General features: G+C 64.3%; 24 protein-coding genes and 1 tRNA gene. 9 read left to right on the top strand and 16 right to left on the bottom strand.

Features of this window, described 5'->3' with window-relative positions; genetic code table 11:
- Positions 1-52: 52 nt before the first annotated feature.
- The 9 genes from PE058_RS18405 to PE058_RS18365 form a co-directional block, all read right to left on the bottom strand.
- Positions 53-1156 (bottom strand): FecR family protein, encoded by a 1104-nt coding sequence (locus PE058_RS18405; protein ID WP_271029035.1) that lies wholly within the window; start codon positions 1154-1156, stop codon positions 53-55.
- A gap of 199 nt (positions 1157-1355) precedes the next feature.
- Positions 1356-2708 (bottom strand): VOC family protein, encoded by a 1353-nt coding sequence (locus PE058_RS18400; protein ID WP_156827281.1) that lies wholly within the window; start codon positions 2706-2708, stop codon positions 1356-1358.
- A 283-nt stretch (positions 2709-2991) separates the two neighbouring features.
- Positions 2992-4806 (bottom strand): aminopeptidase P family protein, encoded by a 1815-nt coding sequence (locus tag PE058_RS18395; RefSeq protein WP_271029034.1) that lies wholly within the window; start codon positions 4804-4806, stop codon positions 2992-2994.
- A 20-nt stretch (positions 4807-4826) separates the two neighbouring features.
- Complete coding sequence (locus PE058_RS18390) at positions 4827-5720, bottom strand: 50S ribosomal protein L11 methyltransferase (RefSeq protein WP_271029033.1); 894 nt, start codon at positions 5718-5720, stop codon at positions 4827-4829.
- 125 nt (positions 5721-5845) lie between these two features.
- Positions 5846-7303: a TMEM143 family protein gene (locus tag PE058_RS18385; protein ID WP_020085039.1), complete on the bottom strand. Its 1458-nt coding sequence runs from the start codon at positions 7301-7303 to the stop codon at positions 5846-5848.
- Between the two features lie 310 nt (positions 7304-7613).
- On the bottom strand, positions 7614-8096 hold the full coding sequence (gene rlmH / locus PE058_RS18380; RefSeq protein ID WP_271029032.1) for a 23S rRNA (pseudouridine(1915)-N(3))-methyltransferase RlmH: 483 nt from the start codon (positions 8094-8096) through the stop codon (positions 7614-7616).
- A 139-nt stretch (positions 8097-8235) separates the two neighbouring features.
- On the bottom strand, positions 8236-8646 hold the full coding sequence (rsfS, locus tag PE058_RS18375) for a ribosome silencing factor (RefSeq protein WP_020085041.1): 411 nt from the start codon (positions 8644-8646) through the stop codon (positions 8236-8238).
- 296 nt (positions 8647-8942) lie between these two features.
- The gene (locus PE058_RS18370) at positions 8943-9608 is read right to left on the bottom strand and encodes a nicotinate-nucleotide adenylyltransferase (protein WP_020085042.1); all 666 of its coding nucleotides are present in this window, start codon (positions 9606-9608) and stop codon (positions 8943-8945) included.
- Between the two features lie 68 nt (positions 9609-9676).
- Positions 9677-10138 carry a GtrA family protein gene (locus PE058_RS18365; protein WP_020085043.1) on the bottom strand — a complete coding sequence of 154 codons (462 nt, stop codon included), beginning with the start codon at positions 10136-10138 and terminating at the stop codon, positions 9677-9679.
- Between the two features lie 228 nt (positions 10139-10366).
- On the opposite strand from PE058_RS18365, the gene PE058_RS18360 reads away from it, so the two are divergent.
- Both PE058_RS18360 and PE058_RS18355 read left to right on the top strand, forming a co-directional pair.
- Complete coding sequence (locus PE058_RS18360) at positions 10367-11755, top strand: fatty acid desaturase family protein (RefSeq protein WP_271029031.1); 1389 nt, start codon at positions 10367-10369, stop codon at positions 11753-11755.
- Positions 11756-11928: 173 nt separating this feature from the next.
- Positions 11929-12339 carry a response regulator gene (locus tag PE058_RS18355; RefSeq protein WP_020085045.1) on the top strand — a complete coding sequence of 137 codons (411 nt, stop codon included), beginning with the start codon at positions 11929-11931 and terminating at the stop codon, positions 12337-12339.
- A gap of 17 nt (positions 12340-12356) precedes the next feature.
- Here the strand turns inward: PE058_RS18355 and PE058_RS18350 are convergent, their stop codons facing one another.
- The 3 genes from PE058_RS18350 to PE058_RS18340 form a co-directional block, all read right to left on the bottom strand.
- Positions 12357-13643, bottom strand: a complete 1287-nt coding sequence (locus tag PE058_RS18350; RefSeq protein ID WP_020085046.1) for a glutamate-5-semialdehyde dehydrogenase — start codon at positions 13641-13643, stop codon at positions 12357-12359.
- Positions 13644-13716: 73 nt separating this feature from the next.
- Positions 13717-14877: a glutamate 5-kinase gene (gene proB, locus PE058_RS18345; protein ID WP_271029030.1), complete on the bottom strand. Its 1161-nt coding sequence runs from the start codon at positions 14875-14877 to the stop codon at positions 13717-13719.
- A 148-nt stretch (positions 14878-15025) separates the two neighbouring features.
- Positions 15026-15532, bottom strand: a complete 507-nt coding sequence (locus tag PE058_RS18340) for a hypothetical protein (protein WP_020085048.1) — start codon at positions 15530-15532, stop codon at positions 15026-15028.
- A 463-nt stretch (positions 15533-15995) separates the two neighbouring features.
- Here PE058_RS18340 and PE058_RS18335 point away from each other — a divergent pair, with 463 nt between their 5' ends.
- Positions 15996-16943, top strand: coding sequence for a hypothetical protein (locus PE058_RS18335; RefSeq protein ID WP_271029029.1), 948 nt, complete (start codon positions 15996-15998; stop codon positions 16941-16943).
- 154 nt (positions 16944-17097) lie between these two features.
- Here PE058_RS18335 and aguB read toward each other — a convergent pair whose 3' ends face one another.
- A complete protein-coding gene (aguB, locus tag PE058_RS18330) occupies positions 17098-17958 on the bottom strand; it encodes an N-carbamoylputrescine amidase (RefSeq protein ID WP_271029028.1) in 861 nt (286 codons plus the stop codon).
- Positions 17958-18968 (bottom strand): agmatine deiminase family protein, encoded by a 1011-nt coding sequence (locus PE058_RS18325; protein ID WP_271029027.1) that lies wholly within the window; start codon positions 18966-18968, stop codon positions 17958-17960. Before PE058_RS18325 ends, aguB begins: the two co-directional genes overlap by 1 nt.
- Positions 18969-19231: 263 nt before the next feature.
- Here PE058_RS18325 and PE058_RS18320 point away from each other — a divergent pair.
- Positions 19232-19306: transfer RNA gene (locus PE058_RS18320), tRNA-Gly, on the top strand.
- A gap of 816 nt (positions 19307-20122) precedes the next feature.
- Entirely contained in the window at positions 20123-20443 is a 321-nt protein-coding gene (locus PE058_RS18315; protein WP_271029026.1) for a hypothetical protein, read from the top strand.
- A gap of 170 nt (positions 20444-20613) precedes the next feature.
- On the opposite strand, the gene PE058_RS18310 is transcribed toward PE058_RS18315, so the two are convergent.
- Together PE058_RS18310 and PE058_RS18305 are read right to left on the bottom strand one after the other, a co-directional pair.
- Positions 20614-21678: an AI-2E family transporter gene (locus PE058_RS18310; RefSeq protein WP_271029025.1), complete on the bottom strand. Its 1065-nt coding sequence runs from the start codon at positions 21676-21678 to the stop codon at positions 20614-20616.
- Between the two features lie 113 nt (positions 21679-21791).
- Positions 21792-22157: a PRC-barrel domain-containing protein gene (locus PE058_RS18305; protein WP_020085053.1), complete on the bottom strand. Its 366-nt coding sequence runs from the start codon at positions 22155-22157 to the stop codon at positions 21792-21794.
- Between the two features lie 222 nt (positions 22158-22379).
- Between PE058_RS18305 and PE058_RS18300 the strand changes: the two genes are divergently transcribed.
- The 4 genes from PE058_RS18300 to PE058_RS18285 all read left to right on the top strand — a co-directional run bounded on the left by PE058_RS18300 (position 22380) and on the right by PE058_RS18285 (position 25211).
- Complete coding sequence (locus tag PE058_RS18300; RefSeq protein WP_020085054.1) at positions 22380-22730, top strand: hypothetical protein; 351 nt, start codon at positions 22380-22382, stop codon at positions 22728-22730.
- A gap of 396 nt (positions 22731-23126) precedes the next feature.
- Positions 23127-23309 carry a hypothetical protein gene (locus tag PE058_RS18295; protein ID WP_271029024.1) on the top strand — a complete coding sequence of 61 codons (183 nt, stop codon included), beginning with the start codon at positions 23127-23129 and terminating at the stop codon, positions 23307-23309.
- A gap of 97 nt (positions 23310-23406) precedes the next feature.
- On the top strand, positions 23407-23802 hold the full coding sequence (locus PE058_RS18290; protein ID WP_020085056.1) for a hypothetical protein: 396 nt from the start codon (positions 23407-23409) through the stop codon (positions 23800-23802).
- A 203-nt stretch (positions 23803-24005) separates the two neighbouring features.
- Entirely contained in the window at positions 24006-25211 is a 1206-nt protein-coding gene (locus PE058_RS18285) for a serine hydrolase domain-containing protein (protein WP_271029023.1), read from the top strand.
- The last annotated feature ends 47 nt before the right edge of the window (positions 25212-25258 follow it).

Raw genomic sequence — 25258 nt, 5'->3', positions numbered from 1 at the left:
AAAAACGGAGGAGCTTTCGGCTCCTCCGCTTCGCCCTCATCGAGGCCGGCGACTACCGGCCGCTGTAATACCTGTCCACGTACTTCCGCCAGCCGGTCGCCGGGCCGCCGGAGTTTGCGGCATCGGCACGCTCGATGGTGCCGTTCTTGCGCAGCTTGTCGATGGTCGTGGGCGCATACTGGGAAGCGGTATCGAGGCCTTTCTCACGCTGCTTCGTGTAGCGATCGGTCTTCTGCGTATGGCGCTCGTACTTGTCCATGCCGCGGCCCGTCTTGCGGGGATCCTTCATCGTTCCGACGCTGTTGCCGGTGGGCTCGATATTGGTCTTTTTGATCTTGGTGCGCTTGGGCGGCAGGTTCGTCATCGCGGGCGTCTCCGTAGCCTCGGCGGAAGCCTGCTGCTGGCGCTTCTTCTTAGGTGCTTCAGCGCGGCGCTTCGGAGTCTCCTTCGCCGTGTCGGACGTCGGCTGAAGCACGGCCTCGCGGGTGAGCACGGGCTTGGGATCGACCGACGGCGGCGTGCCGACGAATGGGAATGCGGTATCGAACGAGATCTTCTCGATGCCCGGCAGCGTGGCCCATCGGGTCGGCTTGCTGAGCTCACCCCCGCTCGAGATGCGGATGAGCTTGCCCGGTTCGGAATGATCGCGGCAGGTCCCAGTCGCATTGCAGACGCGCACGGCGCCCTCGTGCAGCAGCAGCCAGCTCGTGCCGCCGTCCTCCACGAACACGTCGAAGATGGTGCCGCGAACCGTGATCGAGGCGGAGGGAACATGAATGACGTAGGCCGGCTTTTCCGCGAGGCCCGTGACGAACCGGAAGGCGCCCTTGGCGAAGCGCATCACCACCGAGTTGCCGCTCTTTGCGGGATCGTAGACGAATTTATCGAGCGTCAGCCGCGCACCGGGACCGAGCGCGAGTTTCGTATCGTCGAGCAGCTTGAACTCGCCCGATCCGTCCTGGCTCACCTCGATCAGCTCGTCCTGATTGATGAGGTCGCCGGACGCGAGGTTGCGGGTGTCCTTCGCGAGCTGCGCGGTGACGAGCTGCGCCACGCTGACGGTGTTGCCGATGGTTTCGGCCGAAGCGTATCCGATAGGAAGGCTGGCCGCACCCGTGAGCAGGCTCAGAAACAGCAGGGAGGCTTTCGAGGACATGGTCGCGCCCTTTCTCTCGTTCTCTGTTGACGCACAACGCCTGTTCGGCATGCGTGGCCGCGCCTTGCGGCAAGCCCACTGCAACCGATCCTGAGCCAGAGTGGAGGGGAATGCGAAGGCGCGCTGTTCCGTCGGGAACACCGCGCCTTTAAGCCTGTCGGGGCGGGTCGATCCCGCGCTTGAGGAAAAGCGGAAACCGCTATTTGTACCAGGTGTTATAGGGCCAGGGCACGTCGTGCAGGTCCACCACATAGGTCGGCAGAACGCGCGAGGCACGGGCCGTCGCTTGCTTCTGGCTCTTCTGCGACGATTTCGATGCACGCCGCGCGCTGCTCTGCTCGCGATCGGGCGCGGCGGCGTGCGGCGTGGCGGTGTCATCATCGTCGGAAGCCGCGGCGTGTGCCTTGGCCGGCGCTTGTTCGGCAGCCTTTTCCGATGCCGGATTGGTCGCGGAAGTCTCGATGCCGCTTGCCCCAGCCGGCGTGGCAACGGACGACGGGGCCTCCGGCGGCGTCGCAGCAGGCGCATTGAGAGCGACCGGCGCGGCAGGCGCCTCCGGCGTAGCCTCGGCGACAGGCGGCTCCGCAGCCTTGACCTCGGCCTGTTGTTTCGGCGGGCTTGGCTCGTTGGTTGCGGATTTGACGGCGAGCTTCTCCTCGCTGATGCGCTTGGCCTCGACGGCAGCGTCGAGCGCATCCTGTTCGCGCTTCAGCTCCTCGCGAAGCGCGGCAATGGCCGTCTCGGCGGAGCGCCGCGCCGTCTGTTCCTCGGAAAGGCGTTCGGACGTCTTGCCCGCATCGGCTTCCGTCGCGATCCGCCGCGCCCGCTCGCTGGCCAGATCGCTGTTGAGCGATTGCGCCAGCTCGTCGGCCTTGCGCTTCTCCGCGCGCACCTTCACCAGCTCCGCGTAGGCGCGTTCTGCTTCGGCCGCCTGGTGACGGCCCGCGGCATCGGCGAGCCGCTTTGACAGATCCGACTTGATCTCGTCCGCGAACACCCAGCAGGTTGCGCCGAGCGCCACCATCAGGCCGGCGATGCTCATCAGCACACGCGGGCTGTGGCGCCGGCGTGGCGGTTCCGGCAGCGCTTCCACCGAGGGCGGAGCTGACGCCGACGTCATCGTCAGGCCCTTGCCGGGATTATAGGTGCCGAAGTTCCAGATGTGTCCCTGCGGATCGCGGCAGGAATAGCCGCGCCGTCCGAGGCCGTCGCTCTTGATCTCGAGCACGATCTCCGCGCCTTTGTCGCGCGCGCGGGCATAGTGGGTGTCCGCATCGTCCACGACGATGTAGCAGCTCTGCGTCTCGACACCGCCCACCTCGTCCGGCTGGCGCATCAGCTTGTCGAGATCGGTATCGCGCACGGCGCCCATCATCATCAGGCTGCCGCGATAGCTCATCTGGCCGTAGATCACCTCGCCGTCGCTATCGCTGACGGCGATCTGCTTTTCGAACCCGAACGCATCCTCGAGCCAGCTCATCGCCTCCGCCAAATCGCGGTAGCGCATCAAAGGCATGAGGTTTGGAGCGGGCAGAGTGCTGCTCGCGGTCATGAAACGCTCCAAAAGAGTCTGTTGCAGGTTTAATCGCAACCGCACGCAAGGCGCACGACCGAAAGATCGAAAACGGGACGTGCAGCGCTGGGCCACGGCACACCCGAATCACATCTAATAAATCATAATAGAAAATCGGCGTGACGCATTGAAGAAAGTAGGAAAAATGTGCGCGCTGCCTTCTTGCTGTTATGCGCGAAGGCAGAAAAGCCACAAAATGGGGCGAAATGGTCGGGCTTTTGCCGGGAAATGAAATAAGTTTTGAGTTGTGCGGGGCAGGTTTTTAGAGCGGTTTTGTCGCCGCTTCGAGCCAGCGAAGCGTCGGAGCATCGACCTCGGGTCCGATCGTCGCCAGAACCCTTGCGTGATAGGTGTCGATCCAACGCGTCTCGTCTGGTGTCAGCAACTCTTTAGCGATGAGGCGGCGGTCGATCGGCACCAGCGTCAGCGTCTCGAAACCCATCACGTCCCGGTCGCCGCCCTTGGGACGCTCCGGCTCGGTAACGAGAACGAGGTTCTCGATACGGATGCCGTAGGCACCCTCCTTGTAGTAGCCGGGCTCGTTCGAGATGATCATGCCCGGCTCGATCACAGCCATGCCCGCTCGCGAGATCGATTGCGGGCCTTCATGGACGGAGAGGTAGCTGCCCACGCCATGGCCGGTGCCGTGATCGTAGTCGAGCCCATGCTCCCAGAGCGCGCGCCGCGCGAAGGCATCGAGGTCGATTCCTCGCGTGCCTTTGGGAAAGCGGGCTGTCGCGATGGCGATATGCCCTTTGAGCACGAGCGTGAACCGCTCGCGCGCTTCGGCAGGCGGCTCCCCGATCGCGATTGTGCGCGTGATATCAGTGGTTCCCTCGAGATACTGCGCGCCGGAATCGAGCAGGAACAGCTCTCCCCGCTTGAGTATCCGGTTGCTCGCCTCCGTCACGCGATAGTGCACGATGGCGCCGTTCGGTCCGCTGCCCGAGATGGTGTCGAAGGAGATCTCCTTGAGCGCCTGGCTCCCGGCACGCTGGTCCTCGAGCGCGCGAACCGCGGCGATCTCGTCGACGGCATCCCCGCCGGCAACGGCGCGGTCGAGCCAGGCGAGAAACCGCACGACGGCCGCGCCGTCACGCACATGCGCAACGCGCGCGCCCTTGATCTCGGTTGCGTTCTTGATCGCTTTCGGCGCAACGCAGGGGTCACCGCCCCTAACTGCGCTCTTGCCGAGCGCGCGCACGAACCAGAACGCGGCCCGGTCGTAATCGACGCGCACGCGCCGCCCCGCCTTGCGCAGCGCCGCAATGCGATCCTTGAGGGCGCCGGGCGGAGAAATCTTTGCAGAGCTTTCGAGATGCGCACGGCTTTCCCGCGAAAGTTTCTCGGGCGCGACGAACAGCTCGGCCTTTCCGTTGGCGGGCACGATCGCGAAAGCGAGAACGACCGGATTGTGCGCAACGTCGTGGCCGCGAATATTGAATAGCCAGCAAATGGAATCCGGAGACGTGAGAACGACGGCATCCTGGCCAGCATCTTTCAGCGTCTTCTGAAGCGAGGCGATTTTGTTCTCGGCGGAGCGTCCGGCGTATTTCATCGGATGCGGCACCACCGGCCCGTCTGGCGGAAGCGGGCGATCCTTGCCCCAGATGCGATCCACCAGGTTTCGCCGGGTCGGCTTGAGCGCGATGCCGGCGTCCTTCAGGAGCGCGTCCAGCCACGCGATCTCGGATGCCGTATGCAGCCAGGGATCGAAGCCGACGACGTCTCCGCTCTTGAGCTTGTCCTTGAGCCACCCGGCAAGCGCGACGCGCGCCATCCCGGGGAAATCGAACAGCCCGCTGCTGCCGCACTCGCTCCGCACTTGCACGGTGTAGCGCCCGTCCACGAACAGTCCCGCGTGCCGCCGTGTCACCGCGACCATCCCGGCGCTGCCGGAAAAGCCGGTGAGCCAGCGAAGGCGCTCCGAGCACGGCGCCACGTACTCGCCCTGATGCTCGTCCCCTCTCGGCAGCAGCACCGCCTGCAGACCTTCCTCGGCGAGCAGCGCGCGCAGCCGCTTCACGCGATCGGGAACGGCGGCAGCGTCGGACGGTGCGGCGAACGTCTGGAACATGGCGGGAAAGTCCTTGAGGCTCAGGTCCGCTTGGTCAGCGTGAGGGTCGACCAGCCATCGTAGCGCTGATGGGAGGAGAGAGAGAAGCCTTGCGCGTGATAGGCCGCAAGCACGCGCGGCGCCTCCCGCGTGAGCAGGCCCGAGAGAACCACTGTCCCGCCCGCTTTCGTGGCGCGGCGGATATCGGGCGCGAGCGTGATCAACGGCCCGGCGAGGATGTTCGCGACGACGAGATCGAACGGCACGAGCTTGCGCACGGCGGGTGCTGATACGCCCGGTCCGCAGGTGAAGCGGAGGCGTGCGCCCACCTTGTTGACCGCCGCGTTCTCGCGCGCGACGACGACCGACTGGTGATCGATGTCCACGCCATGCACCGAGGCATGAGGCCAAACGCGGGCCGCAGCGATGGCGAGCACGCCGGAGCCGCAGCCGAGATCCAGGACATTGCGGAACGTCCGGCCCTGCGCCAGCCGGCCGATCGCGATGAGGCAGCCGTAAGTCGTCGAATGATGGGCGGTTCCGAATGCTTCGCCCGCTTCGATGAGAATGGCGTTCGGCCCTTGTGGAACGCGCTCCCGGTCGTGGCAGCCATGCACCGTGAACCGGCTTGCCCGCACCGGCGGCAGAGCCGCCTGCGAGAGCGCCACCCAGTTGAGGTCGGGAATATCGTCCGACTGGAAGCGGGGAGCGGGCTCGCCGAGCAGGGCGGTAAGCTCGTCTTCGATGTCCTGCGGCGTCCGCTCATCGGAGAAGTAGGCCTCGATGCGCCAGCGCACCGGCGCGTCGTCGCCGGTCTTGTTCTCGAACACTGTGAGCGCATCCGGCGGCGGCTCGAGAAGATCCTGAAGCGCACCCGCAACGCGCATTGCGCGATCGCGCGCCTCCACCTCGGCAATCAGCTTATGGGGGGTCATGGAATCCGTTCTAGAGCAAGAATAGAAGATGCAACCGCGCGGGGTCCGGGCGAACCGGCATGCGGCGCGGCTGGTTTATATCGCGCATCGGGCGTGGGCGCGATGGCAAACCGAGGGGCCTGGGCTCAGCCCGGCTGGGCTCTCGCGGCCTGCTGCGCCGCTACCGCGTCTTCGATCGGAACCGTGCGCTCCACCTCGCGCCCCTCGTCGCCCCGGCAATCCGGGAGATTGTCCAGGAACACGTCCCACTTGGCGTCAAGATGCTGTGCGGCGGCCTCGGGGCCGAGCGTGCGCAGCGTACCGTCGGCGTCCTCGGTCACGATCCCGTCTGCGAGCAGGCGCTGCAGGGCATCCTCGAGGTCGAAGTCGACCGTGACGCCAAAGCTCGCCGCCAGATACTGCTCGATGGCCGCATCGATCGCAGGTAGATCCGAATGCTTGGCCGTTTCCTTGGCGAGCACGCTGTAAAGCAGCATCTCCTCCTTCACGTCTTCCTCCGCCGCACGGTCCGCTAGCTTGATCAGCACGCCGCGATTGTCGGCCATGGCATGGAAGTAGAGGTTCTGCGCCATCACCACCATGTAGCGCTGCTTCTGGTTGAGGAAGTTCATCGTCTGGCGGAAGGCGATGCCGCCGAGACCGAGCACTGCGCCCGCCGCCATCAGCGGATTGGTCGCCGCAACCGCGATCTTACCCGCCGCGCCGAATACGCCCATGCCGAGGCCCGCGCTGCCCGTGACGCCGAGCCTGAGCTTGTCGAGCAGGCGGAACTTCACGCGCGTGTTGGGGAACACCATCTCCACGTCGCTGCGCGGGATGTTCTTGAAGAGCTTGAGGTAGATGTTGCTGTCGTTGACCGACGACGGGATCATCGCGCGCAGGTTCCTGACCGCCTTCTCCGCCTCGCGGCGCGGCAGGCGCAGCTCCTTCATGATCTCCACGACACGCGTCTCGAACGGCTTGAGCTTGAACAGCAGGAACAGCCGCTGGAAGATCGGAACGTCGAACTCTTCCTTGCGCATGAATTTGCGCAGCGTGCGCCGCTGGTCGCGCCGGTTCGAGGCGCCGCGGTAGTAGACCAGGATTTCCTCGAACGCGGTGAAGTCCACGTGCAGGTCGAGGCCGTAGTGGGATTCCTTCGTCAGGATCATCTCAACGTCCGACGGATCGATGCGGACGTAGTTGGCCTGAACGAGAATCCTCTCGATATCGCGCACCACGCGCTTCTGCATGTTGTTACGCTCTTCCGGCGTGAACGTGCGCGTCACCAGAAGATCGCTGTCGGGGCTGAACGACTCGTAGGCTTGCAGCAGCGTGCTGAGACCGACGCTGTGCTGCTGGCGCCGCCAGTATTCGAGGTAGCGGAAGAAGCGGCGCGCGGCTTTGGCCTTTCCCGCAGGCCAGGTCTGGGGCGCAGTCAGGCGGTCGATCAGCGCGTACGTCGTAACGGGGATGAAGCGCTCGCGCGGGCGTGCCGCATCCGGCGCGACGAGATCCGCGCTCGGAAGCGAAAGAATGGTGTCGCCCTCCTGGGGAGCTGCGGATGCTCCCGGTGTCGGCAACACAACATCCTGAGCCGCCATCCCGCTTCCTCCCCTTCACTCACATCTCGAAGCCACGAGCAGGCTCTTCCATGAGAGCCTTGCACGGGTTCGAAAATCCTTTGGCCGGCCAAACATGTCCCTGTGCCGGCTCGCCTCTGAAATCAGGGCCTGAAACGCCCGAGGCCCGTCGATTGATAGGGCCTCAACCGTCCATGGTCCAGCCTCTGCCCGTGGTTAACAAAGCTCAGGATCACGAAAATCCGGAGCTCGCAAACGTGCGTGACCGCTCGCGACCCTAGGTCAGCTCTGGTTCAGCAATTTGACGAACGGCCCGCAGGCGCGCGGATAATTATGCGCGATGATAGGGATGGCCCGAGAGGATGGTGGCGGCCCGGTAGAGCTGCTCGGCCAGCACGATGCGGGCAAGCCCGTGCGGCATTGTCAGCGGGCCGAGGGACATCTTGAGGTTAGCGCGCGCGAGCGCGCTCTCTCCGTGACCGTCCGGCCCTCCGATCAGGAACGCTATCGTGCGATGCCCGTCGTCCCGGCGCCCTGCGAGCCAGCGTGCGAACGTTTCGCTGGTGAAGGATTTGCCCGCCACATCGAGAAGCACCAGAAGATCGGCTCCCGAAGCCTGATCGATCAGGCGCTGGGCTTCGTCCGTCTTGCGTTGCGCGGCGCTCGACTGGCGCGCTTCGGGGATTTCGGAAAGCGTAAGGGGGCCGAGCGCCACGGCGCGCCCCGCATCGTCGATCCGCTTGGCATATTTGAGATAGAGCTCGCGCTCGGGTCCGTCCTTGAGACGCCCCACCGCGACGATGGAAAGACGCATTCAACCTGCTCCCGCTAGGCATTGGTGCTCTAGCCCGGGAGCGCCCACAATCCTCTCCGTGACGGCACCCGGAACGGCGCCATCACTGGCAACGTGAGCATACGCTCGAGCACGACGCATTCGCCGGTCTTGAGAACCGCTAGTGCGACGTCTGCTCGCCCGGCCTCGTGGCCGACCACATTTTCTCGAGATTGTAGAAATCCCGAACCTCGCCACGGAACACGTGCACGAGAATGTCCACGGCATCGACCAGAACCCAGTCGCAGGTGTCGAGACCTTCGACCCGGACGCCGCCGATACCCTTGTCCTTGAGATGCTTGCGAAGCTGTTCGGCGATAGCACCCACGTGGCGGTCAGAGCGCCCAGTGGCGATCACCATGAAGTCGCCAAGCGACGACTTCCCTTTGAGGTCGATCGTGACGATGTCTTCCGCCTTGGCTTCATCGAGCCAATGGATGACCTCTTTGAGCAGTGTCTCCGAGCTTGCGCGCGCTGGCACGATCTCGGCGGGAGGCACACCCTTGCGGGCGCCCTCAATGGCGGTTCGCATCTTTTGGGAAATATCCTTTCCGTTGGAGCACCTGAGAGGCCATCCTTCTATCGGCCACAAGGCACAAGGCGGATTTACAAGAAACTGCACCGGCCGACCCGCGTCACATCAATGGCCGGTATGATCCACCACCCCGGCGCCTCATCACGCCGCAAGCACTGCGTAGGATAGCCGCCGCCCGGCCCCCCAGCAATAGGGTCTTGTCCGGATTGTCGCACCCGGAGCGGGAGACGCAGCGTGTTCTTTATTCCGCACGCGTTGCGTCATTCTTTAGAAAAAGCATCACAAGCCGCGCATTAACGAGGTTTTGCGGTGCGGGAGGCGGAAATGCTGGCCCGCCCGGCCCTGATCTCGGTCGAGGACTCGGGCGAGAGACGCAGCGTGAGATAGCTCCACGCAGGCGCCTGCTGCAGCGCGAGAGAGGCCGCCTTGCTGTCGTCGAGGCGAAAGCGCGCGAGAGCCCGTGCAGCGGGTGAGGAGAGGGCGCGCAACCGCCAGTCGGGGCGATCTGCAACTACGAACGGCATCAGTGTGGCGATGCGCCGCCACGCGGTCCAGCGGTGAAACCCCGCCAGATTATCGCCGCCCATGATCCAGACGAAATGGACGTCGGGGAAGCGGCGCTTGAGAAACGACAGCGTCACCACGGTGGAGGCGCTCTTGAGATCTGCTTCGAGCGCGGTGACCTTGATCCGCGGATGGGTCGCGATGCGTTCGCAAGCCTCGAGCCGCTCCGCGAGAGGCGCGAGATCGGAGTGGCTCTTCAACGGATTTCCGGGCGAGACCAGCCACCACACCTCGTCCAGATCGAGCCGCTTCAGAATGGCTTCCGAGATCGCGACATGGGCTCTGTGCGGAGGATTGAAGGATCCTCCCAGCAAGCCGATCCGCTGCCCGGCCGCCGTATGAGGTGTGCGCACGGCCAGGGAACCGAAGCTTTTGGAGAGAAGGCGGGCGGACATCGGTTCCAATCGAAGAGTTCGGCCTAGAAAGCAGAGGAGAGCCCGGCCCGGACCGGCAAGCGTGCCTCTCACTCGATACGTGTGAAGACCAGCCGGCTGCGGATGATATAGAGCGTCACGAAGCAGATGAGCACGGCCACAGTCTTCGCGATAGTGGGGCTCAAGCCGAACGTATGGATTCCGATCCCCGTCGCGACCGCCGTCAGCACCAGGCCTAGAAAGCCCGTCGCCAGAAACTCCGTGAAGAGCCGCTTCTCGCTCTTGTGGCTGCCGTCCGTTCCGAACACGAACCGCTTCGACAAATCGTAGTTGAGCGAGAGCGCGATCGCATAGGCGATGATGCTCGCGATGATCGGAATGTCGTAGGCGTGGGTGAGCGAGAGAAATATGCCGTAGTCGAGAGTCACGCTCGCGATATTGACCCCCGTGTAGCGCAACAGCCGCCGGATTCGATAGGCGCGGTCGCTCTGGGCGCGCTCCGTGGGAAGGGCTGGCGCGATGTCGAGAGGAGGCGTGTTGTCTTCCAGCATCGTCACTTTTTCAGCTCCTTCGCATTAGGTCTGTCAAACGGCAAAGGCCTTCGAAGGCGCGTCACAGGCTTTAAACGCAAACCCGCGCTGTTGCCTCTGCGGCATGCGGTGCACGCAAAACGTAACCATACCAGGGGAATCGCTTGATACCTCGGTAAGAACACCTCAGTATTTAGGAATGGTCTCTGATTCCAGAGGCCTTTTTTGTGACTGCTCGGGGGTGCGGGGTTGAATTCCGTTTCCGATTTGGCGGCGCCGGATCCGCTGCGCGTTGCGGCGTCTCCGGCACAGCCCGCGTCGTCCGCCGGCAGATCGTCATTTGACGCCGAAGCAGTCAAAGCCCTCAAGTCTCGCGACAACGTGACGAACTGGGTCCACTTGGCCCAGGTTTACGCCGTCATCGCCATCACCATTGCCCTTGCGATCGAGGCTAATGAGTGGATCGCGGATGAGGGCTTCGGCTGGGGCTGGACGCTGGGCGTCAACGCCCTCGCGGCGCTGGTTCTGGGCGCAGCCCAGCATCAATTCGGCGGCGCTATCCACGAGGGCACGCACTTTCTGCTCTTCAAGAACCGGATGCTCAACGAGCTGGCCTCGGATTGGCTGGCGGCCTTCCCGATCTACACGTCGACGTATCAGTTCCGGCTTCATCATCTGGCGCACCACCAGTTCGTGAACGACCCGGAGCGCGATCCGGACATCGCCCAGTTGAAGGAGAGCGGGCACTGGCTCGATTTTCCGGTGCCCTCCGTCGAGCTGCTATGGGCGTTCCTGAAACGCCTCTCGCCGGTGAAGCTGTTTCTCTTCACGCTCTTCCGCGCCAAATACTCTGCCGTCGGTTTCGACGAGCATGCCTACATCGATCCCGAGAGCCAGGGCTCCAAGTGGCCGCTGCGCGTTGGGATCCTCTATGCGGTCGCGGCCCCCATCGCCACGGTCGAGACGATCCGTTTCGGCTATCCCGCGATCGGGTGCGGGCTTCTCGCGCTCGCGACCCTTGCTTCGATCGCCTACCTGCTTCTGGCGCCCGAACGCGCCTTCACCCAAACCCGCCTCGCGCCAGTGATCTCGCACCGCGCGACCATGGTGAGCCGTGTCGTCTACTTCGCGCTCCTCTACGGCACCCTCACGGCTCTCACCGTTTCGGGCATCGCCCCGGCCTGGAAGTACTTCAACCTCTATTGGGTCATCCCGCTGTTCACGTCGTTTCCCCTCTTCATGATGCTGCGCCAGTGGGTGCAGCACGGAAACGCGGACCGCGGGCGCTATACCAATACCCGCGTGTTTCTCACCGGACCTCTCGTTCGCTACGCAGTGTTTCCGTGGGGCATGGACTACCATCTGCCCCATCATCTCATGGCGTCCGTCCCTCACTACAATCTGAAGCGCCTGCACGAGCTGATGCTGGAGGACCCCGCCTATCGGGAGAAGGGCGTGGTGCTCCACGGCTTCTTCGTGGGATCGGAAGGCCCCTCTGCGCTGGAAGCGCTCGGCCCTGCGCACGCCCCTCTCATTCGCGAGCGCGCATTCGTCGACAACGCGGCGCTCGAATACGCGGAGCTGCGCGATGCCGCGGGTATCGCCCGCGAAGCCGCCCGTTCCGAAAAAGCCCGCTGACCCCGCCGATCCCCGCGTCAACCGAAAGCAAATGTTTCGTTGGGCTCATGCAACCCGGCCGGAAACGCACGCTCACACACGATTTAGTAATTGCTCTCGGGAAAGGTTGGAGGCGTGGCAACGAAACGGACGGCCCCGCTCTCGCGGTAACCGGTCCGCGCGGGGGGCAGACTATGAGTGCACGCAGCGAGCTTGAGGTGCTGATCGTCGAGGATCGGCAGGTGATGCTGAAGATCATCCGCCGTTTGCTCGTGCAGCTCGGCTACGCGAAGGTGGACGAGGCCGCCAACGGCCTGCAGGCGCTCGAGCATATTCGCCAGAAGCGCTACGACCTCATCCTCTCCGACTGGAACATGGACGGAATGAGCGGCTTCGATCTCCTGAAGGTCGTCCGCGCCGACCCCGAGACCCGGGAAACCCCCTTCATCCTGGTGACGGCGGAATCGAAGCCCGAGAACATCCTGGCGGCCAAGGCGGCCGGCGCCAGCGGCTACCTCCTCAAGCCTTTCAAGCTCGACGTGCTCGAGAAGACGCTCGACAGCGTTCTCGCAGCGAGCGGCTTCGTCACGCTCGCTGTGGCCTGATCAGAGCCCTCGGCCGATCAGACTGGCCGGATCTGCCCGTTACCGCGCACCACGTACTTGAAGCTTGTGAGCTGCTCCACGCCGACAGGCCCGCGCGCGTGCAGCTTGCCGGTCGCGATTCCGATCTCGGCGCCGAAGCCGAACTCTCCTCCGTCCGCGAACTGGGTCGAGGCGTTCCACAGCACGATGGCGCTATCGACCTCCGCGAGGAAGCGCTGCGCCGTCGCCTCGTCGGAGGTGATGATCGCGTCCGTATGCTGCGAGCCATAGCGGCCGATATGGGCAATCGCCTCGCCCACACCGTCAACGGTCTTCACCGCAATGATGGCGTCCAGGAACTCATGCCCGAAATCCTCCGGCGCGGCGGGCTTCACGCGGGCATCGACAGCTTGCGTGGCTGCATCGCCGCGCACTTCCGCGCCCGCCTCGATGAGCGCTTTGACCAGCCTCGGCAGCGTCTCTGCCGGTGCGTTGCGGTCCACCAGCAGACACTCCGTCGCCCCGCATACGCCCGTGCGGCGCATCTTCGCGTTGAGCACGACGCTCTGCGCCATGTCGAGATCGGCCTTGGCATCCACATAGGTGTGGCAGATGCCTTCCAGGTGCGCGAACACGGGGACACGCGCCTCGTCCTGCACGCGCTGCACGAGGCTCTTGCCGCCGCGCGGCACGATGACGTCGATGTTGCCGTCGAGGCCGGTCAGCATGTAGCCCACCGCGTCGCGGTCGGTCGTCGCGACATACTGGATGCAGCCTGCCGGGAGACCGGCGTCCGCTAGCCCCTCCGCGAGCGCCGCGTAGATGGCGGAGCTCGAATTGTAGCTGTCCGTGCCGCCGCGCAGGATGGCGGCGTTGCCCGACTTGAGGCTCAGCGCGCCGGCGTCCGCCGTCACGTTCGGCCGGCTCTCGTAGATGATGCCGATCACGCCGATCGGCACGCGCACGCGCTGGAACTTGAGGCCGTTGGGCCGTGTCCACTCGGCAAGAACCGAGCCGACCGGATCGGCGAGCGCCGCCACCTCCTCGAGCCCGCGTGCAATGCCCTCGATGCGCGCATCCGTCAGCACCAGCCGATCCACGAGAGATTCGGCCCGGCCCGCGGCGCGGGCCTCCGCCACGTCCTTCGCGTTCTCGGCCAGGATGTGCTTCGCGTCGCGGCGAAGCACGGCGGCGGCCTTCAGCAAGGCGCGATCCTTGGTCTCACGCGGGGCGAGCGCGAGCTTCCGCGAGGCATCACGCGCGGCGATGCCGATATCGCGCATCAGCGCGCCGATGGACTGGTCAGTGGAGGTTGCTTTCTGCATGGGGCGTAACTTTGGGCTTTTGGCTGGTGAGGTCAATCCCGGCGCCGCGCGCCAGGGACATATACGATGAGCGTCACTTGCGGGTGTTGAGCGCCATGTCGTTGCGGTGGATCAGCTCTGGCCCGCCCTCGAAGCCCAGGATGTCCGCGATCTCGGAGGATTTACGTCCCAGGATGCGTTCCGCGTCGCCGCGCGCATAGGCGGAAAGTCCGCGCCCCAGCTCGCGTCCGTCCGGGGCGCGGATGATCACCGCGTCTCCGCGCTCGAACTCGCCATCGACCCGCTTTACACCCGCCACCAGCAGGCTCTTGCCCGCGGCCAGGGCCTTCTCCGCGCCCGCATCGACGTGCAGCGTGCCGCGCGGCTCGAGCTGGCCCGCGATCCAGCGCTTCTTGGCCGTCACCGGATCCTGCTTGGCGAGGAACCACGAGACCCGCGAGCCCTCTGAGATGGCGCGCAGCGGGTTGAGCACCTTGCCCGTGGTGATCACCATATTGGTGCCCGCGCCGAGCGCGATCTTCCCCGCCTCGATCTTGGTCTTCATGCCGCCCTTGGAAAGCTCCGTTCCCGCGTCGCCGGCCATCGCCTCGATCTCGGCCGTAATCTCGGTCACGAGCGGAATGTGGCGGGCCGTGGGATCGCTCGCAGGCGGGGCGGTGTAGAGGCCGTCGATGTCGGACAGCAGCACAAGGCAGTCGGCCGACACCATTCCGGCGACGCGCGCCGACAGCCGGTCGTTGTCGCCGTATTTGATCTCGGCGGTCGCCACCGTGTCGTTCTCGTTCACGACCGGGATCGCCTTCAGCTCGAGCAGCGTCTCGATGGTGTGGCGCGCGTTGAGATAGCGCCGCCTCTGTTCTGTGTCGCCGAGCGTAAGCAGGATCTGCGCGACCGTGAGCCCGGATTTCGCGGCCAGCTCCTGATAGGCGTGCGCCAGGCTGATCTGCCCCACGGCGGCGGCGGCCTGCGACTGCTCGAGTTCGAGCGGGCCCTTGGGCAGGCCGAGCTTGTGCCGGCCGAGCGCGATCGAGCCGGACGACACCAGCACCACGTCCTTGCCCTGCCGCACCAGCTCCGCCACGTCCTCCATCAGGGAGGCGAGCCACTGGGTCTTGAGCGTCCCCGTCTCCCGGTCCGCGAGCAGTGCCGAGCCGATTTTGACCACGATCCGGCGCGCTCGCGTCCATTCCGGGCGGGCGGCAAGGGATTCGGCAGTGGCAGCAGGCTGGGACATCGGAAAAGCAGGAGAAAAGCGCCAAAAATCGACCGGCAGGGCGATCGTGGCGCTCTCCTAGCATACGCCGGGTGCTTCGGGCGAGATGGCGTTTCGCAGCGCCATCCTCCCGAACATGAGCCGTTCCCGGTCAGGGAAGGCGCTGAATTTACTCTTTCGACGTGCCCTGGAGGCCCTCGGCCAGCATGTCGGCGGCCGGCACGCCGAGCTTGTTGTTCTTGGCCACCCATTCGCCCGCCGCCTTCATGCGGCTCTTCGGGTCGGCGTCGTCCTTATCGGCGATGCGGGCCAGATAGAAGCCGCCGCCCGTCCGGGTCGCCGACCAGCGCGAGCCGTCCCAGGCCACGAAATGCAGGATGCGCTCGGACTGCACTTGGCCGTCGAGCTTGATGACCAGGGCGCCGATGTCGGAGCTCCATTCGAAGGTGCCGCACTTGCCGTCCCAGGTCTGGAACTCGGCGGACGGTGAGGGATCGCCCGGCGATTTGCCCGCCTGGCTGAGTGAGACGTTGCCGCCGAACCAGCGAGCGGTCACGTCCTCGCCCTTGCAGCTCTTGAAGTTGAGTTTGTTGTCCTCGTAGGCGAGCGTTTTGGCCTCGAGCGGCGCAGCGGCGCCGATGAGAACGGCGGCGAGAACGAGCGTCCGGCGGATCATGGGCAATCTCCAAATGGGGGCACGCATATCGGCGTTTGCTCCCTTCTGGCACGGGCGAGTTCGGCGCGAGAAGAGCGTAAAGCGCTGCCGTTTCTGACGATTTTGTGAGGGAGCGTGAGGTGCGGGATAGTCTGGCGATCTGCCGGGAACTTGTTCCATTCGCGAGGTGCGAATGGGTAGGGCGAAAATGGGAATTTCGAATGCGCTGGGCTCTCTGTTTCGCGCCATCGAGACGATCCAAATCGGTCCCGTCCTCACAAATTGATTCACGCAAACGTCCTAAGCCAAGCACCGCGCACTCTAAATCAGATCTACGATAGCTCCATGATTTTACTTGGAAATATTGTACTTATCTAGTCTTTCAAGTGTGGCCTCAAGTTAAACGAAGCAGTATGATGCTTGTGTTGTTTGCATCGCACCAAGCAACGCCACTGACATCGCAAACCCCAAAAATGGAGTTCTCATGAACCTCCAAGAGCAGAGATTTGCCTGCTTGCGGATGGCGATGGAGCTCGGCTGCAAGGCCGATTCCATCGTGCGCGTCGCAAGAGAGATGAGTGAGTTCATAGAAGGAGTTCCCGCCGCGCCGGTCGCCGCCGACGCTGCGGTTGCGCTTGAGCCGGAAGCCCCTCGCGACGCCATCGCGGCGTGCGGGACGGCGCTTGCCGAGCCGGTTCTCGCGGCCGAGGCCAGTGAGCCGGCGGAGGAGCCGGTCGTTGAGGCCGCCGCCGAGCCGGTGGCGGCGGAGGCGGCAGACGAAGCCGTTGCGGCAGAGGAAACGGTAGCGGAGACGGAAGCGGAAGCGGAAGCCGTCGAGGCGGCGTCGGCCCCTGAAGCGGCCGCCGAAGCCGTCGAAGCGGAGGCAGCGGCGGAGGAGGCTGTTGCCGAGGTCGAGGCGGCCCCGGTAGCCGAGGTGAGCGAGGAAGCGGCAGAAGCCCCTGCGGACGAGCAGGTCGTGGAAGCCGCCCCCGAGGAGGTCGTCGCCGAAGCGGAAGCCGTGGTCGAGGCGGCAGCCGAAGCCGCGCCGGCCGAGGAGCCTGTAGCCGAAGCACCCGCCATGGAAGCGGCTGCGGAGGAAGCGCCTGCCGCCGAAGCAGCCGAGGCCCCCGCCGAGGCGGTAGCTGAGGAAGCAGCGGCAGAGCCTGTGGGTGAAGAGCCCGTGGTGGAGGCCGCCTCCGAAGAGCCTGCCGCGCCGGCAGCCGAAGCGGCTGCGGAAGAAGCACCCGCAGCGGAAGCCGCCGCTGAGGAAGCACCTGCCGCCGAGGAGGCACCCGCAGCGGAAGCAGCATCCGAGCCCGAGCCGGCCGCAGCCGAGGCGGACGTGGAGGTCGAGGTTGCTCCCGAGGCAATGGCCGCCGCTCTGAATGGGGCCGCGGATCCGGCAGCCGCGACCGTCGCACCGGCGGAATAAGAAACGAGCGCACGACACGCCATCTTTGCGCAGGGATGGCGAGAGGGAAGATACCGTTCAAGACAAGAGGGCGGGCTGGCTGCACTGGCCATCGGTCAGCTCGTCACCGACGCGATATGAAGTCGCCAATGCGGCCTTTCTCGAGGACGCAGCTCTAGATGATGCTCTTCGCGTAGAGATCCGTCCGCCGGTCGCGGAAAAAGCCCCAGTCGGCACGATAGCTCTCGATCAGAGAGAGATCGAATGTGTGCACGAGCACGCCTTCGTCCGTCGCGCCGAAGCTCTCGACCAGCTCGCCGCGATGATCGGCGATGAACGAATGTCCGTAGAATTTCTGCTGCACGCCCTCGTTGTCCTCGAGGCCGGTGCGGTTCGCCGCCACGATCGGAATGGCGTTCGAGACCGCGTGCCCCTGCATGGCACGCTGCCACTGAAGGTGCGTGTCGAGCGCGGCGTCGTAGGGCTCTGAGCCGATGGCGGTCGGATAGAACAGCACCTCCGCACCCTGCAGCGCCATCGCGCGCGCCGTCTCGGGATACCACTGGTCCCAGCAGATGCCGACGCCGATGTGCCCGCGCTTCGTCTTCCACGTCCTGAAGCCGGTGTCTCCCGGGCGGAAGTAGTATTTCTCCTGATAGCCGGGGCCATCCGGAATGTGGCTCTTGCGATAGATGCCGAGGATGTCGCCATCCGCATCCGCGATCGCGATGCTGTTGTAGTATCGCGGCCCGTCCTTCTCGAAGAAGGAGATCGGAATGACGATTTCGAGCTTCTTGGCGAGTTTCTTCAGCGCACGCACGCACGGATGCTCGTCGACCGGATGCGCCGTCTCGAACCACTTCGGGTCCTGTTTCGTGCAGAAATAGATGCCTTCGAACAGCTCCGACGGCAGCACGACTTCGGCGCCCTGCTCGGCCGCTTTCCGCACCAGCTTCTCGGTCTTCTCGATGTTCTCGTCGAGATCGTGCCCGTAGGACGTCTGAAGGGCCGCGACGGTGATGGTGCGCTTTTTCATCAGAGGGGTTCCTGCTGGGTGATGCAATGGAAGGAGCCGCCGCCCGCTTCGCCGCAGCCGAGCAGCCCGCGCGAGGAAACGCCGATCACCTTGCGATCCGGAAACACGGCCTGCAGGGCCTTGAGCGCCGCGTCCTGCGTCGGCGTTCCGTAGACCGGCACCACCACCACGCCGTTGGCGATGATGAAGTTCATGTGCGAGGCCGGGGAGACTTCGCCCAACGCGTTGCGATAGAGCCCGACGCCCGGAATGCGGATCACCTGGAGCTTGCGCCCGGCCGCATCGGTGGAGTGCGCGAGCTTGTCCGCGATGGCATCGAGGATCGCGGCATTGGGATCGTCGCCGCCGGACGGCGCCTGGCAGACCACTTTCCCCGGCGCCACGAACCGCGCGATGTTGTCGATGTGGCCGTCCGTATGGTCGCCGATCAGCCCTTCGTCGACCCAGATCACCTTCTTGGTTCCGAAAGCGTGCCGCAGCGCGGCCTCCGCCTGCTCGGCGGACCAGCCGTTGCGATTGGGATTGAGAAGCGTCTGCTTCGTCGCGAGGATGGTGCCCTCGCCGTCGTGGTCGACGGCACCGCCTTCGAGCACGAAGTCGAAGCGATCGATCGGCACGCCCGCAAGGTCGGCGACGCGGTCGCCGACCGTGGAGTCGTCGGGCAGGTCGTATTTGCCGCCCCAGCTGTTGGTCTTGAAGCGAAGCGCCACGCGGTCGTTGCCGCGATGAGCGAAGATCGGGCCGGTGTCGCGCAGCCAGATGTCGCCGTACTTCGCGGAGACGAGCTCGGCCGCAGTGCCGAGCGCGACCTGCGCGGTCTCGGCCGCCTCATCGCCGTTGACGAGCACGTACACCTTGTTGCTCTCGCTGAGCGCCTTGACCAGCGCGGCCACGTCCCGGCGCGGAGATGCGAGGTCGTCGTTCCACTCGCTGGCGTCTGCGGGCCACGCCGTCCAGATCGCCACTTGGGGCGCCCATTCGGCGGGTACGATCGTCGTCGTCTCGATCATGAAGCGGAAGTCCTCAGCTAGGCCGGTCGCGTGAGAGCAGGCACGGAAATGTAAGCGCGCCGGTCATGCCTGCAACATGCCTCCAATGCAATACAGATAGGTGAAGCACCGTAGTCCCGGGCGGCAGGGAGGGCGGCGTGCACGCGTGCCGCACGTATCATCGGCTTCACAAGCAGCCGCAAACGCTCTACAAACATGCCCGGCCCGCATGGCTGTCTCCACGCGGCGCGTTTTCATTTAACGCATTGAAATAAATGCGTTTTGCGGGTGTAGTTCAGAGGTAGAACGTCAGCTTCCCAAGCTGAATGTCGCGAGTTCGATTCTCGTCGCCCGCTCCAAACTCAAATAAAATCAGTGTCTCCTTCAAGCTGTTACGGTGTTACGAACAGCTGAGTGTCTGCGACCTAGTGCTTTTTGAAGTGCTGATTTTGCTGCTGATTTGCGGGCCAACGAGCGCGGAAAAGTGTCAAACGGTGCCACGCCGGATGTCCCCATCATCGCCTTGCGGCGTGGGCGCTGATGCGGCGTATGCTGAAAGCATATTAGCTAGTGCGCTCCAGTCCACGCCTCGTCACTAGCGGGCGTGGGGTTGAGCGAAATTACCATGAAGCATTATTTCTACGATCAAGTTGCGCAGAACCTTCTTATCCTCGACGCCGATACCGGCAACCTTCAGGTGACATCCCGGCTCAAGGTACGAGTTATTTTTGGTCTGTCTGACCTCGAAGATAATAATAAGCGTGCGGGTGAACTGACTAGTGGCGCACGTCGCGTCTCAAATCATAAGCGGTCAATCACGTGCAAGAAGTGCGGCCGCCAAGGCCATCAAGCTCGAAAGTGCTCGATTTCCGAAGGGAGCAAGAATGAAGATAGCGATGCTCAGTCATAAGGACGTTGATAATTGGTACGCCGCGAAACTGATGCAGCTCGGGCATCAGATAACAATGAGCGGGGGCGGTGCGATCCATGCCCCCGGCATCGCACCATACCTAGAGTGTGACGGATGCTTGCTCTTAGGTAGCGAACCAGACTTATTGGAGATCGCCGACCATATGGAAGCGTCCGGGATACCGATGTGGCGTAATATCACGGACATCCCAACCACCACCTAACAAGCAACAGTCCGCCGACGCTGGGTTTGAGAGGAACTAGTCGTGTTCTGGAAAAAGAAGAAAACGCCTGACGAACAGGTTAAGGCCGACGTCAACGCAATTGTCGCGTCCTTAGAGCCAAAATGGAAATACTTCTGCGAGGCGGTGCCATTCCGAGCAGACGTGCCATTGCATGATCGCATCGACGCTTTCGCGGCCCCCGCGATCGCCGGCATCCTTCAGAACTATCCGTCGACGAAGCACGCACCTCCACAAATGCTCTGGCTTATGATCTTCACGGCTATCCAGGAGAGCAGAACTCACCCCATGACTGAGGTGAACGCCGCAGTTGCCGAATTACAGAAAAAGTACGCCCGCGATTGATCCAGCCTTCCTCATCTTGCCTCAAAACGAGGTGCCAAATTTTTGCAAGTCATTGAAATGACGCGATGACCAAAACCTACCCAAGCTGAATGTCGCGAGTTCGATTCTCGTCGCCCGCTCCAACTTTCACGTCATTTCCGCAAGATCATCCGCGGGCCGCTTGCGCCGGTTCACTCCGCCGCATCCTCGGCGTTGGCGTGGCGCTCCCGCTCGGCGGGGATGTCCACCGGCTTGCCGAGCGCCTCCCGCACGTAGAGCCGGCGCACCGCCACATCGCCCACGATGGCGAGCGGATAGCCGAGCAGCAATCCCAGCGGGCCGAACAGCAGGCCCATCGCCACCGTTGCGAACAGGCCCACGGCGGCCGGGAGCTCCACCACCTTGCCCACGACGAACGGCATGATGACGTTGTTCTCGAGCTGCTGCACGACGACGGCGACCGCCAGCGCCCAGAGGGTGAGATCCCAGCCTTGGGTCGAGGCGAGCAGAAGAGCCGGGATCGCGCCGACGATAGGCCCGACGATCGGGATGAACTCCGTGGCCGCTGCGATCAGTCCCAACGCCAGCGGGGAGGGGACACCCGCGAGCCACATGCCGAGCCCCGTCATCACGCCCACGAGCGCCATGGCGATGAGCTGCGCTCTGAGCCAGCGCGTCAGCGCGAAATTGCTGTCCTCGATCGTGGAGGTCACGGCCGCTCGCCACCGCTCAGGAACAAGCGCGATGAGGCCGCGCCGGTAGAGCCCGGGCGAAGCGGCGAAGTAGATGCCACCGACGATCACCAGCACGAAGCCTGCAACCGCCCCCACGATGCTGGAGCCGATCGTGAGCGCACGCGCGGCCAGCGCACCGATCGCCGACCCGCCGACCTCCTTCGAGACGGAGCCGAGGTCGAGCTGATGGGAGAGCGACTGCAGCGCCTGAGGCACGTTTTGCATGAGGTAGGAGATCTGATCGGAGAGGCGCGATCCGAACTGCAGCACGAGCCCCGCGCAAAGAGCGACGATCAGCAACACGACGAGCGCAAGAGCCACCGCCTGATTGAGCCCGGTCGCGTTGATCAAGGGGGCAGTGAGTGCGCGCAGCGCCAAGGCGCACAGCACTGCGGCGAAGATAAGCAGCAGCAGATCGGACAACACCCAAAGCGCGAGCGCCAGCGCGCCGATGGCGAGCACGATGAGCACCCGGCGCACGAACGTCCAGTCGGAGATGGCAGGGTCGGCAGGGTGGGCCATGATGCCTCGACGGAAGGAGATAAGCGTAGGAGAGGCCCGCGCCGTCGCGATGACGGCACGGGCCCCTCTGATCTCTTGTGGCTGGAGCTATTCGCCCGCAGCCGCTTTGAGGCTTATCGGGCCCAGTAAGTCTGTGCGCCGAAATGCTGATGGGCGCGGGTTTCCCAATCGCGATCCGTCCAGGAATCGTCGCTGAACTCGGGAGCATTCCTGAGCTGGTCCACAGTGATGCCGGTCCGATAGCCGGCGACGCTCTTGTCGTACTTCAACGCAGACCACGGGATGGGATAGTGACTGTGGGCGAGCCCCAGGAGGCCGCCGAAGCTCATCACCGCATAGGCAACGCGGCCGCTCGTCTTCTCGATCAGCAGATGGTCGATCTCGCCGATGACCTCGTCGTCGGCGCCGATCACGTCGGTGCCGTGAACGTCCTCGCTGGAAATCAGCGAATGGTCGGGATGTGCTGTGGCGCGGGCCATTTCAACTCCTCCTCACGAGTGTTTGTGCGCGGCCGCTGAATTGGAAGTTGCGGCCGCTTTGTTCCATAAACCGCGAGGCAGCGGCTTTTGTTTCATGAGAATCGCGGGGCGGCGCGCCCTGTGTCGCGTGAGCGCCTATTGCGGCTCGCAGAGGAACTGCGTGCGCTCTTCGGAGTTTTGTTGGCAGGGAGACGAGCACTGAGACTTAGGAGAAAGCAAGAAATGACCATCAAGAAGCATATGGCCACTCTCACCCTCGCCGCGGCCACTGTTGCTATGGCTGCGGGCGTTGGCGTTGCGCACGCCGCAGACGTCATCGACAACCAGAATTCCGTGAACGCGAAGGGCAAGCCGAACTCCGGCCCCGGCGTGCAGGGTGCGCCTGATACGCGCACAGGTCCCGCGACGCGCGCCCCCGGCGGCGAGGAGAGCGGTACCGCAAACGAAGGAGCATCTTCGGGCGCAAGCGGGTCCGGCGCAACGACGCAGCCGAGCCAGGATTCGAGCGGCGTGGAAGGTATGCCGGGCAACAAGAGCGGCCCGGCCGCGAAGTCGCCGTCCACCACCAACTAACGGCAAAGCGCGGAATTTCCGCGCGATCCCCGGCTGAGAGCTGCGGCCGGGAAACGCCGGAGAGCGAAAGCTCTCCGGTTGTTTTTTTTGTCCGCTTCACGCGTTAGAGCGTCGCGGAAGCATCAGCAAACCTCTGCGCTAAGATGTCCGTCTGAACGCGCGGAACCGGCGAATGCCGATCATGGTTACCCACCGAGAGCGCGAAGCTCCCTTCCATGTCGAGTGAGGCGTGAGGACCAGGTCTTCCCCTGGGCGGCTTCGGGCTGACGGAAAATACCTGTCCGTAACCGTTTCCAATGGAACTGCGCTCGGACTGAACGGTTGATTTTTTGTGTGCTTGGGAAGGAGTGCAGCACACCGGAGACGAGAATAATGGAACGAGATTTCGGATCGGAAATGGTTAGAACCTTCGGCGTGCGCTTGAAGCGCATCTATGAGCCGGACGAGGCGTCGCTGCCGCGCGAGATGGTCGCGGTGCTCGACAACCTGAAGCGCGCCGAGGCGGAGCTTGCAGCTCGCGCCGCACTGCCCAGCCCTGCTGCACAGCCGTCGCAAGACAGCGCGGAGCCTGGCGCTTGAGGCCGAGCGCGTCAAAGCGGCGTCCGCAATAATCGGAACCGATGAGCAAGGCGTGGGTTTTCTTCCGGGTGGGAGGAAACCACAAACGAGAAAAGGAATGATCATGACGAGAGCACTTCCTGTCTTTGCCGCCCTTGCCATTACTCTTGGTGCAACATCTGCGCTCGCCCAATCCTCGGGCGGAAGTCCGGCCGATCCCAGCACCACCATGAACAAGCAGCCCGGCCCGAGCGCCACGACGCCGTCCGATCCGGCCGCTGGCTCGAAGCCCTCCGCGCGTATGCCGACCGCTCCGGCAGGCACGGGTTCAGGCAGCTCCGCGAGCGAGGGCGCAAGCTCGGGCGGTTCGGGCTACGAGACGCCTGCAGGCATTCCGGCCGATCCGAATTCTGTCGAGAACCGTCAGCCGGGTCCGGGCGCGAGCAAGCCGACTGACCCGGCTGCGGGATCGGATCCGGCAGCTCGCGTGCCGACCGACGGATCGCGCGACTAAGCGCAGTCACCGAATTGTCGACGCGGGGAAGTCGGCCCCCCGGCGCCCGAAGGCGCCGGGGGTTTTTTGCGCCCATTCACGCAAGATTTCGGTAGCCCCTTTGCTTGACTCGCCGGAACGGCCTACTCAAGATGATGGCACACGGTTTCTTGTTGTCTCGTGACCTTCTTGTCTTGGCTCCAACGCGGTGTTGACCCAGCTTGATGTGGTGGGTTCGCATTTCTCAAGCAGCCGGAGAGCGCGGCGCGCCCAAGCCCGGATTTGCCTCGCGCGCGGCGTGGGTCTCACTCGTGCTCGTGCTATCGGTCACGCAGGCCGTCGCGGCCGAATGGACAGCCGGCAAGGCCGCTCAAGCCGATACGCTCGTCAAACAGTTCCTGGCGCGACTGGACGCGACACGCGGCGCGCTACCCAAGGTCTCGTTCGCGCTCGCGATCGGCACCGAGCGCGCGCTCGGGATGGCGAAAGGCTACGGTGAGAGCGCCCCTGGCGTGGCGGCGACGGAGCACACGGTTTTTCACGTCGGCTCCCTTGCGAAGCAATTCACGGCTTCAGCTGTGCTCGATCTCATCGGCCGCGATGCGACGCTGCGCGACGGAACGGCCGTCACCCTCGATCTCGCGCTCGCGCGCGTCTTCAAGGGTGTGGAGCACTGGCCGGGACAGGATGCGGCGTCGAACACGCAACCCGTCACGCTCCGCACCCTGCTCACCATGACGTCGAACCTTCCGAACTTCACGCGCCTGCCGCCGGCCACCACCAATCCGTGGGGGCGTATCGGCGCGCCCGAATTGCTGTCGGAGCTGAAGAAGCTCCGGCCATCCGGATGGCCGAACACATTCGAATATTCGAACACCAGTTACTTCCTGCTGGCCGAGACAATCGAGGAAGCTCTGTTGCCGGGAGAGGCCATGCCGCACTCCCATCACGCCTATCTACGGCAGACGATCTTTCCGCGCGCCCATCTTCGCGAGACGGGATTCATCGGGGACTACCCGGCCGGCGCCGTCGTGGCACCCCCGATATACAGGCGCCGCCCGGTGTTCGATCAGCCGGACTGGCTCAAGGGCAGCGCCGACGTCGCGAGTTCCGCAGGAGACCTCTATGCCTGGAATGCCGCTTTGATGGGAGGCCGCATCCTGCCCGTCGAGCTCGTCGATCTGATGGTCTCGGATGGGGCCCGCGTGACGCCCGATCTCTATTACGGCATGGGGTGGTTCGTGGAGCACCGCGCGGACTACGATCTCTTCACCCACTCGGGTCTCGTGCCGGGCTATACGGCCTTGAACATGATCGCGGCGGGCGAGGGACGCCGCGCTTGGACGTCCGTCACGCTCCTCGTCAATACAGACGTGCCGGAAGGCATGGATACGCTCGCAGAGGATCTGCTGCGTCTCGCCCGCGAGTGAGCGGCTTGCCGTTCGCTGGAGCATTTTCAGACGAAGTGCAGGCCGGT

This window comes from Hyphomicrobium sp. DMF-1 (assembly GCF_027886585.1).
In the GTDB taxonomy this organism is placed as follows: domain Bacteria; phylum Pseudomonadota; class Alphaproteobacteria; order Rhizobiales; family Hyphomicrobiaceae; genus Hyphomicrobium_C; species Hyphomicrobium_C zavarzinii.
This window is presented reverse-complemented; position numbering and strand designations above follow the sequence as displayed.

Excerpts from the sequence above, each read along its gene's own strand:
- PE058_RS18405 (WP_271029035.1), bottom strand. The coding sequence starts at position 1,156 with ATGTCCTCGAAAGCCTCCCTGCTGTTTCTGAGCCTGCTCACGGGTGCG.
- PE058_RS18400 (WP_156827281.1), bottom strand. The coding sequence starts at position 2,708 with ATGACCGCGAGCAGCACTCTGCCCGCTCCAAACCTCATGCCTTTGATG.
- PE058_RS18395 (WP_271029034.1), bottom strand. The coding sequence starts at position 4,806 with ATGTTCCAGACGTTCGCCGCACCGTCCGACGCTGCCGCCGTTCCCGAT.
- PE058_RS18390 (WP_271029033.1), bottom strand. The coding sequence starts at position 5,720 with ATGACCCCCCATAAGCTGATTGCCGAGGTGGAGGCGCGCGATCGCGCA.
- PE058_RS18385 (WP_020085039.1), bottom strand. The coding sequence starts at position 7,303 with ATGGCGGCTCAGGATGTTGTGTTGCCGACACCGGGAGCATCCGCAGCT.
- rlmH (WP_271029032.1), bottom strand. The coding sequence starts at position 8,096 with ATGCGTCTTTCCATCGTCGCGGTGGGGCGTCTCAAGGACGGACCCGAG.
- rsfS (WP_020085041.1), bottom strand. The coding sequence starts at position 8,646 with ATGCGAACCGCCATTGAGGGCGCCCGCAAGGGTGTGCCTCCCGCCGAG.
- PE058_RS18370 (WP_020085042.1), bottom strand. The coding sequence starts at position 9,608 with ATGTCCGCCCGCCTTCTCTCCAAAAGCTTCGGTTCCCTGGCCGTGCGC.
- PE058_RS18365 (WP_020085043.1), bottom strand. The coding sequence starts at position 10,138 with ATGCTGGAAGACAACACGCCTCCTCTCGACATCGCGCCAGCCCTTCCC.
- PE058_RS18355 (WP_020085045.1), top strand. The coding sequence starts at position 11,929 with ATGAGTGCACGCAGCGAGCTTGAGGTGCTGATCGTCGAGGATCGGCAG.
- PE058_RS18350 (WP_020085046.1), bottom strand. The coding sequence starts at position 13,643 with ATGCAGAAAGCAACCTCCACTGACCAGTCCATCGGCGCGCTGATGCGC.
- proB (WP_271029030.1), bottom strand. The coding sequence starts at position 14,877 with ATGTCCCAGCCTGCTGCCACTGCCGAATCCCTTGCCGCCCGCCCGGAA.
- PE058_RS18340 (WP_020085048.1), bottom strand. The coding sequence starts at position 15,532 with ATGATCCGCCGGACGCTCGTTCTCGCCGCCGTTCTCATCGGCGCCGCT.
- PE058_RS18335 (WP_271029029.1), top strand. The coding sequence starts at position 15,996 with ATGAACCTCCAAGAGCAGAGATTTGCCTGCTTGCGGATGGCGATGGAG.
- aguB (WP_271029028.1), bottom strand. The coding sequence starts at position 17,958 with ATGAAAAAGCGCACCATCACCGTCGCGGCCCTTCAGACGTCCTACGGG.
- PE058_RS18325 (WP_271029027.1), bottom strand. The coding sequence starts at position 18,968 with ATGATCGAGACGACGACGATCGTACCCGCCGAATGGGCGCCCCAAGTG.
- PE058_RS18310 (WP_271029025.1), bottom strand. The coding sequence starts at position 21,678 with ATGGCCCACCCTGCCGACCCTGCCATCTCCGACTGGACGTTCGTGCGC.
- PE058_RS18305 (WP_020085053.1), bottom strand. The coding sequence starts at position 22,157 with ATGGCCCGCGCCACAGCACATCCCGACCATTCGCTGATTTCCAGCGAG.
- PE058_RS18300 (WP_020085054.1), top strand. The coding sequence starts at position 22,380 with ATGACCATCAAGAAGCATATGGCCACTCTCACCCTCGCCGCGGCCACT.
- PE058_RS18295 (WP_271029024.1), top strand. The coding sequence starts at position 23,127 with ATGGTTAGAACCTTCGGCGTGCGCTTGAAGCGCATCTATGAGCCGGAC.
- PE058_RS18290 (WP_020085056.1), top strand. The coding sequence starts at position 23,407 with ATGATCATGACGAGAGCACTTCCTGTCTTTGCCGCCCTTGCCATTACT.
- PE058_RS18285 (WP_271029023.1), top strand. The coding sequence starts at position 24,006 with ATGTGGTGGGTTCGCATTTCTCAAGCAGCCGGAGAGCGCGGCGCGCCC.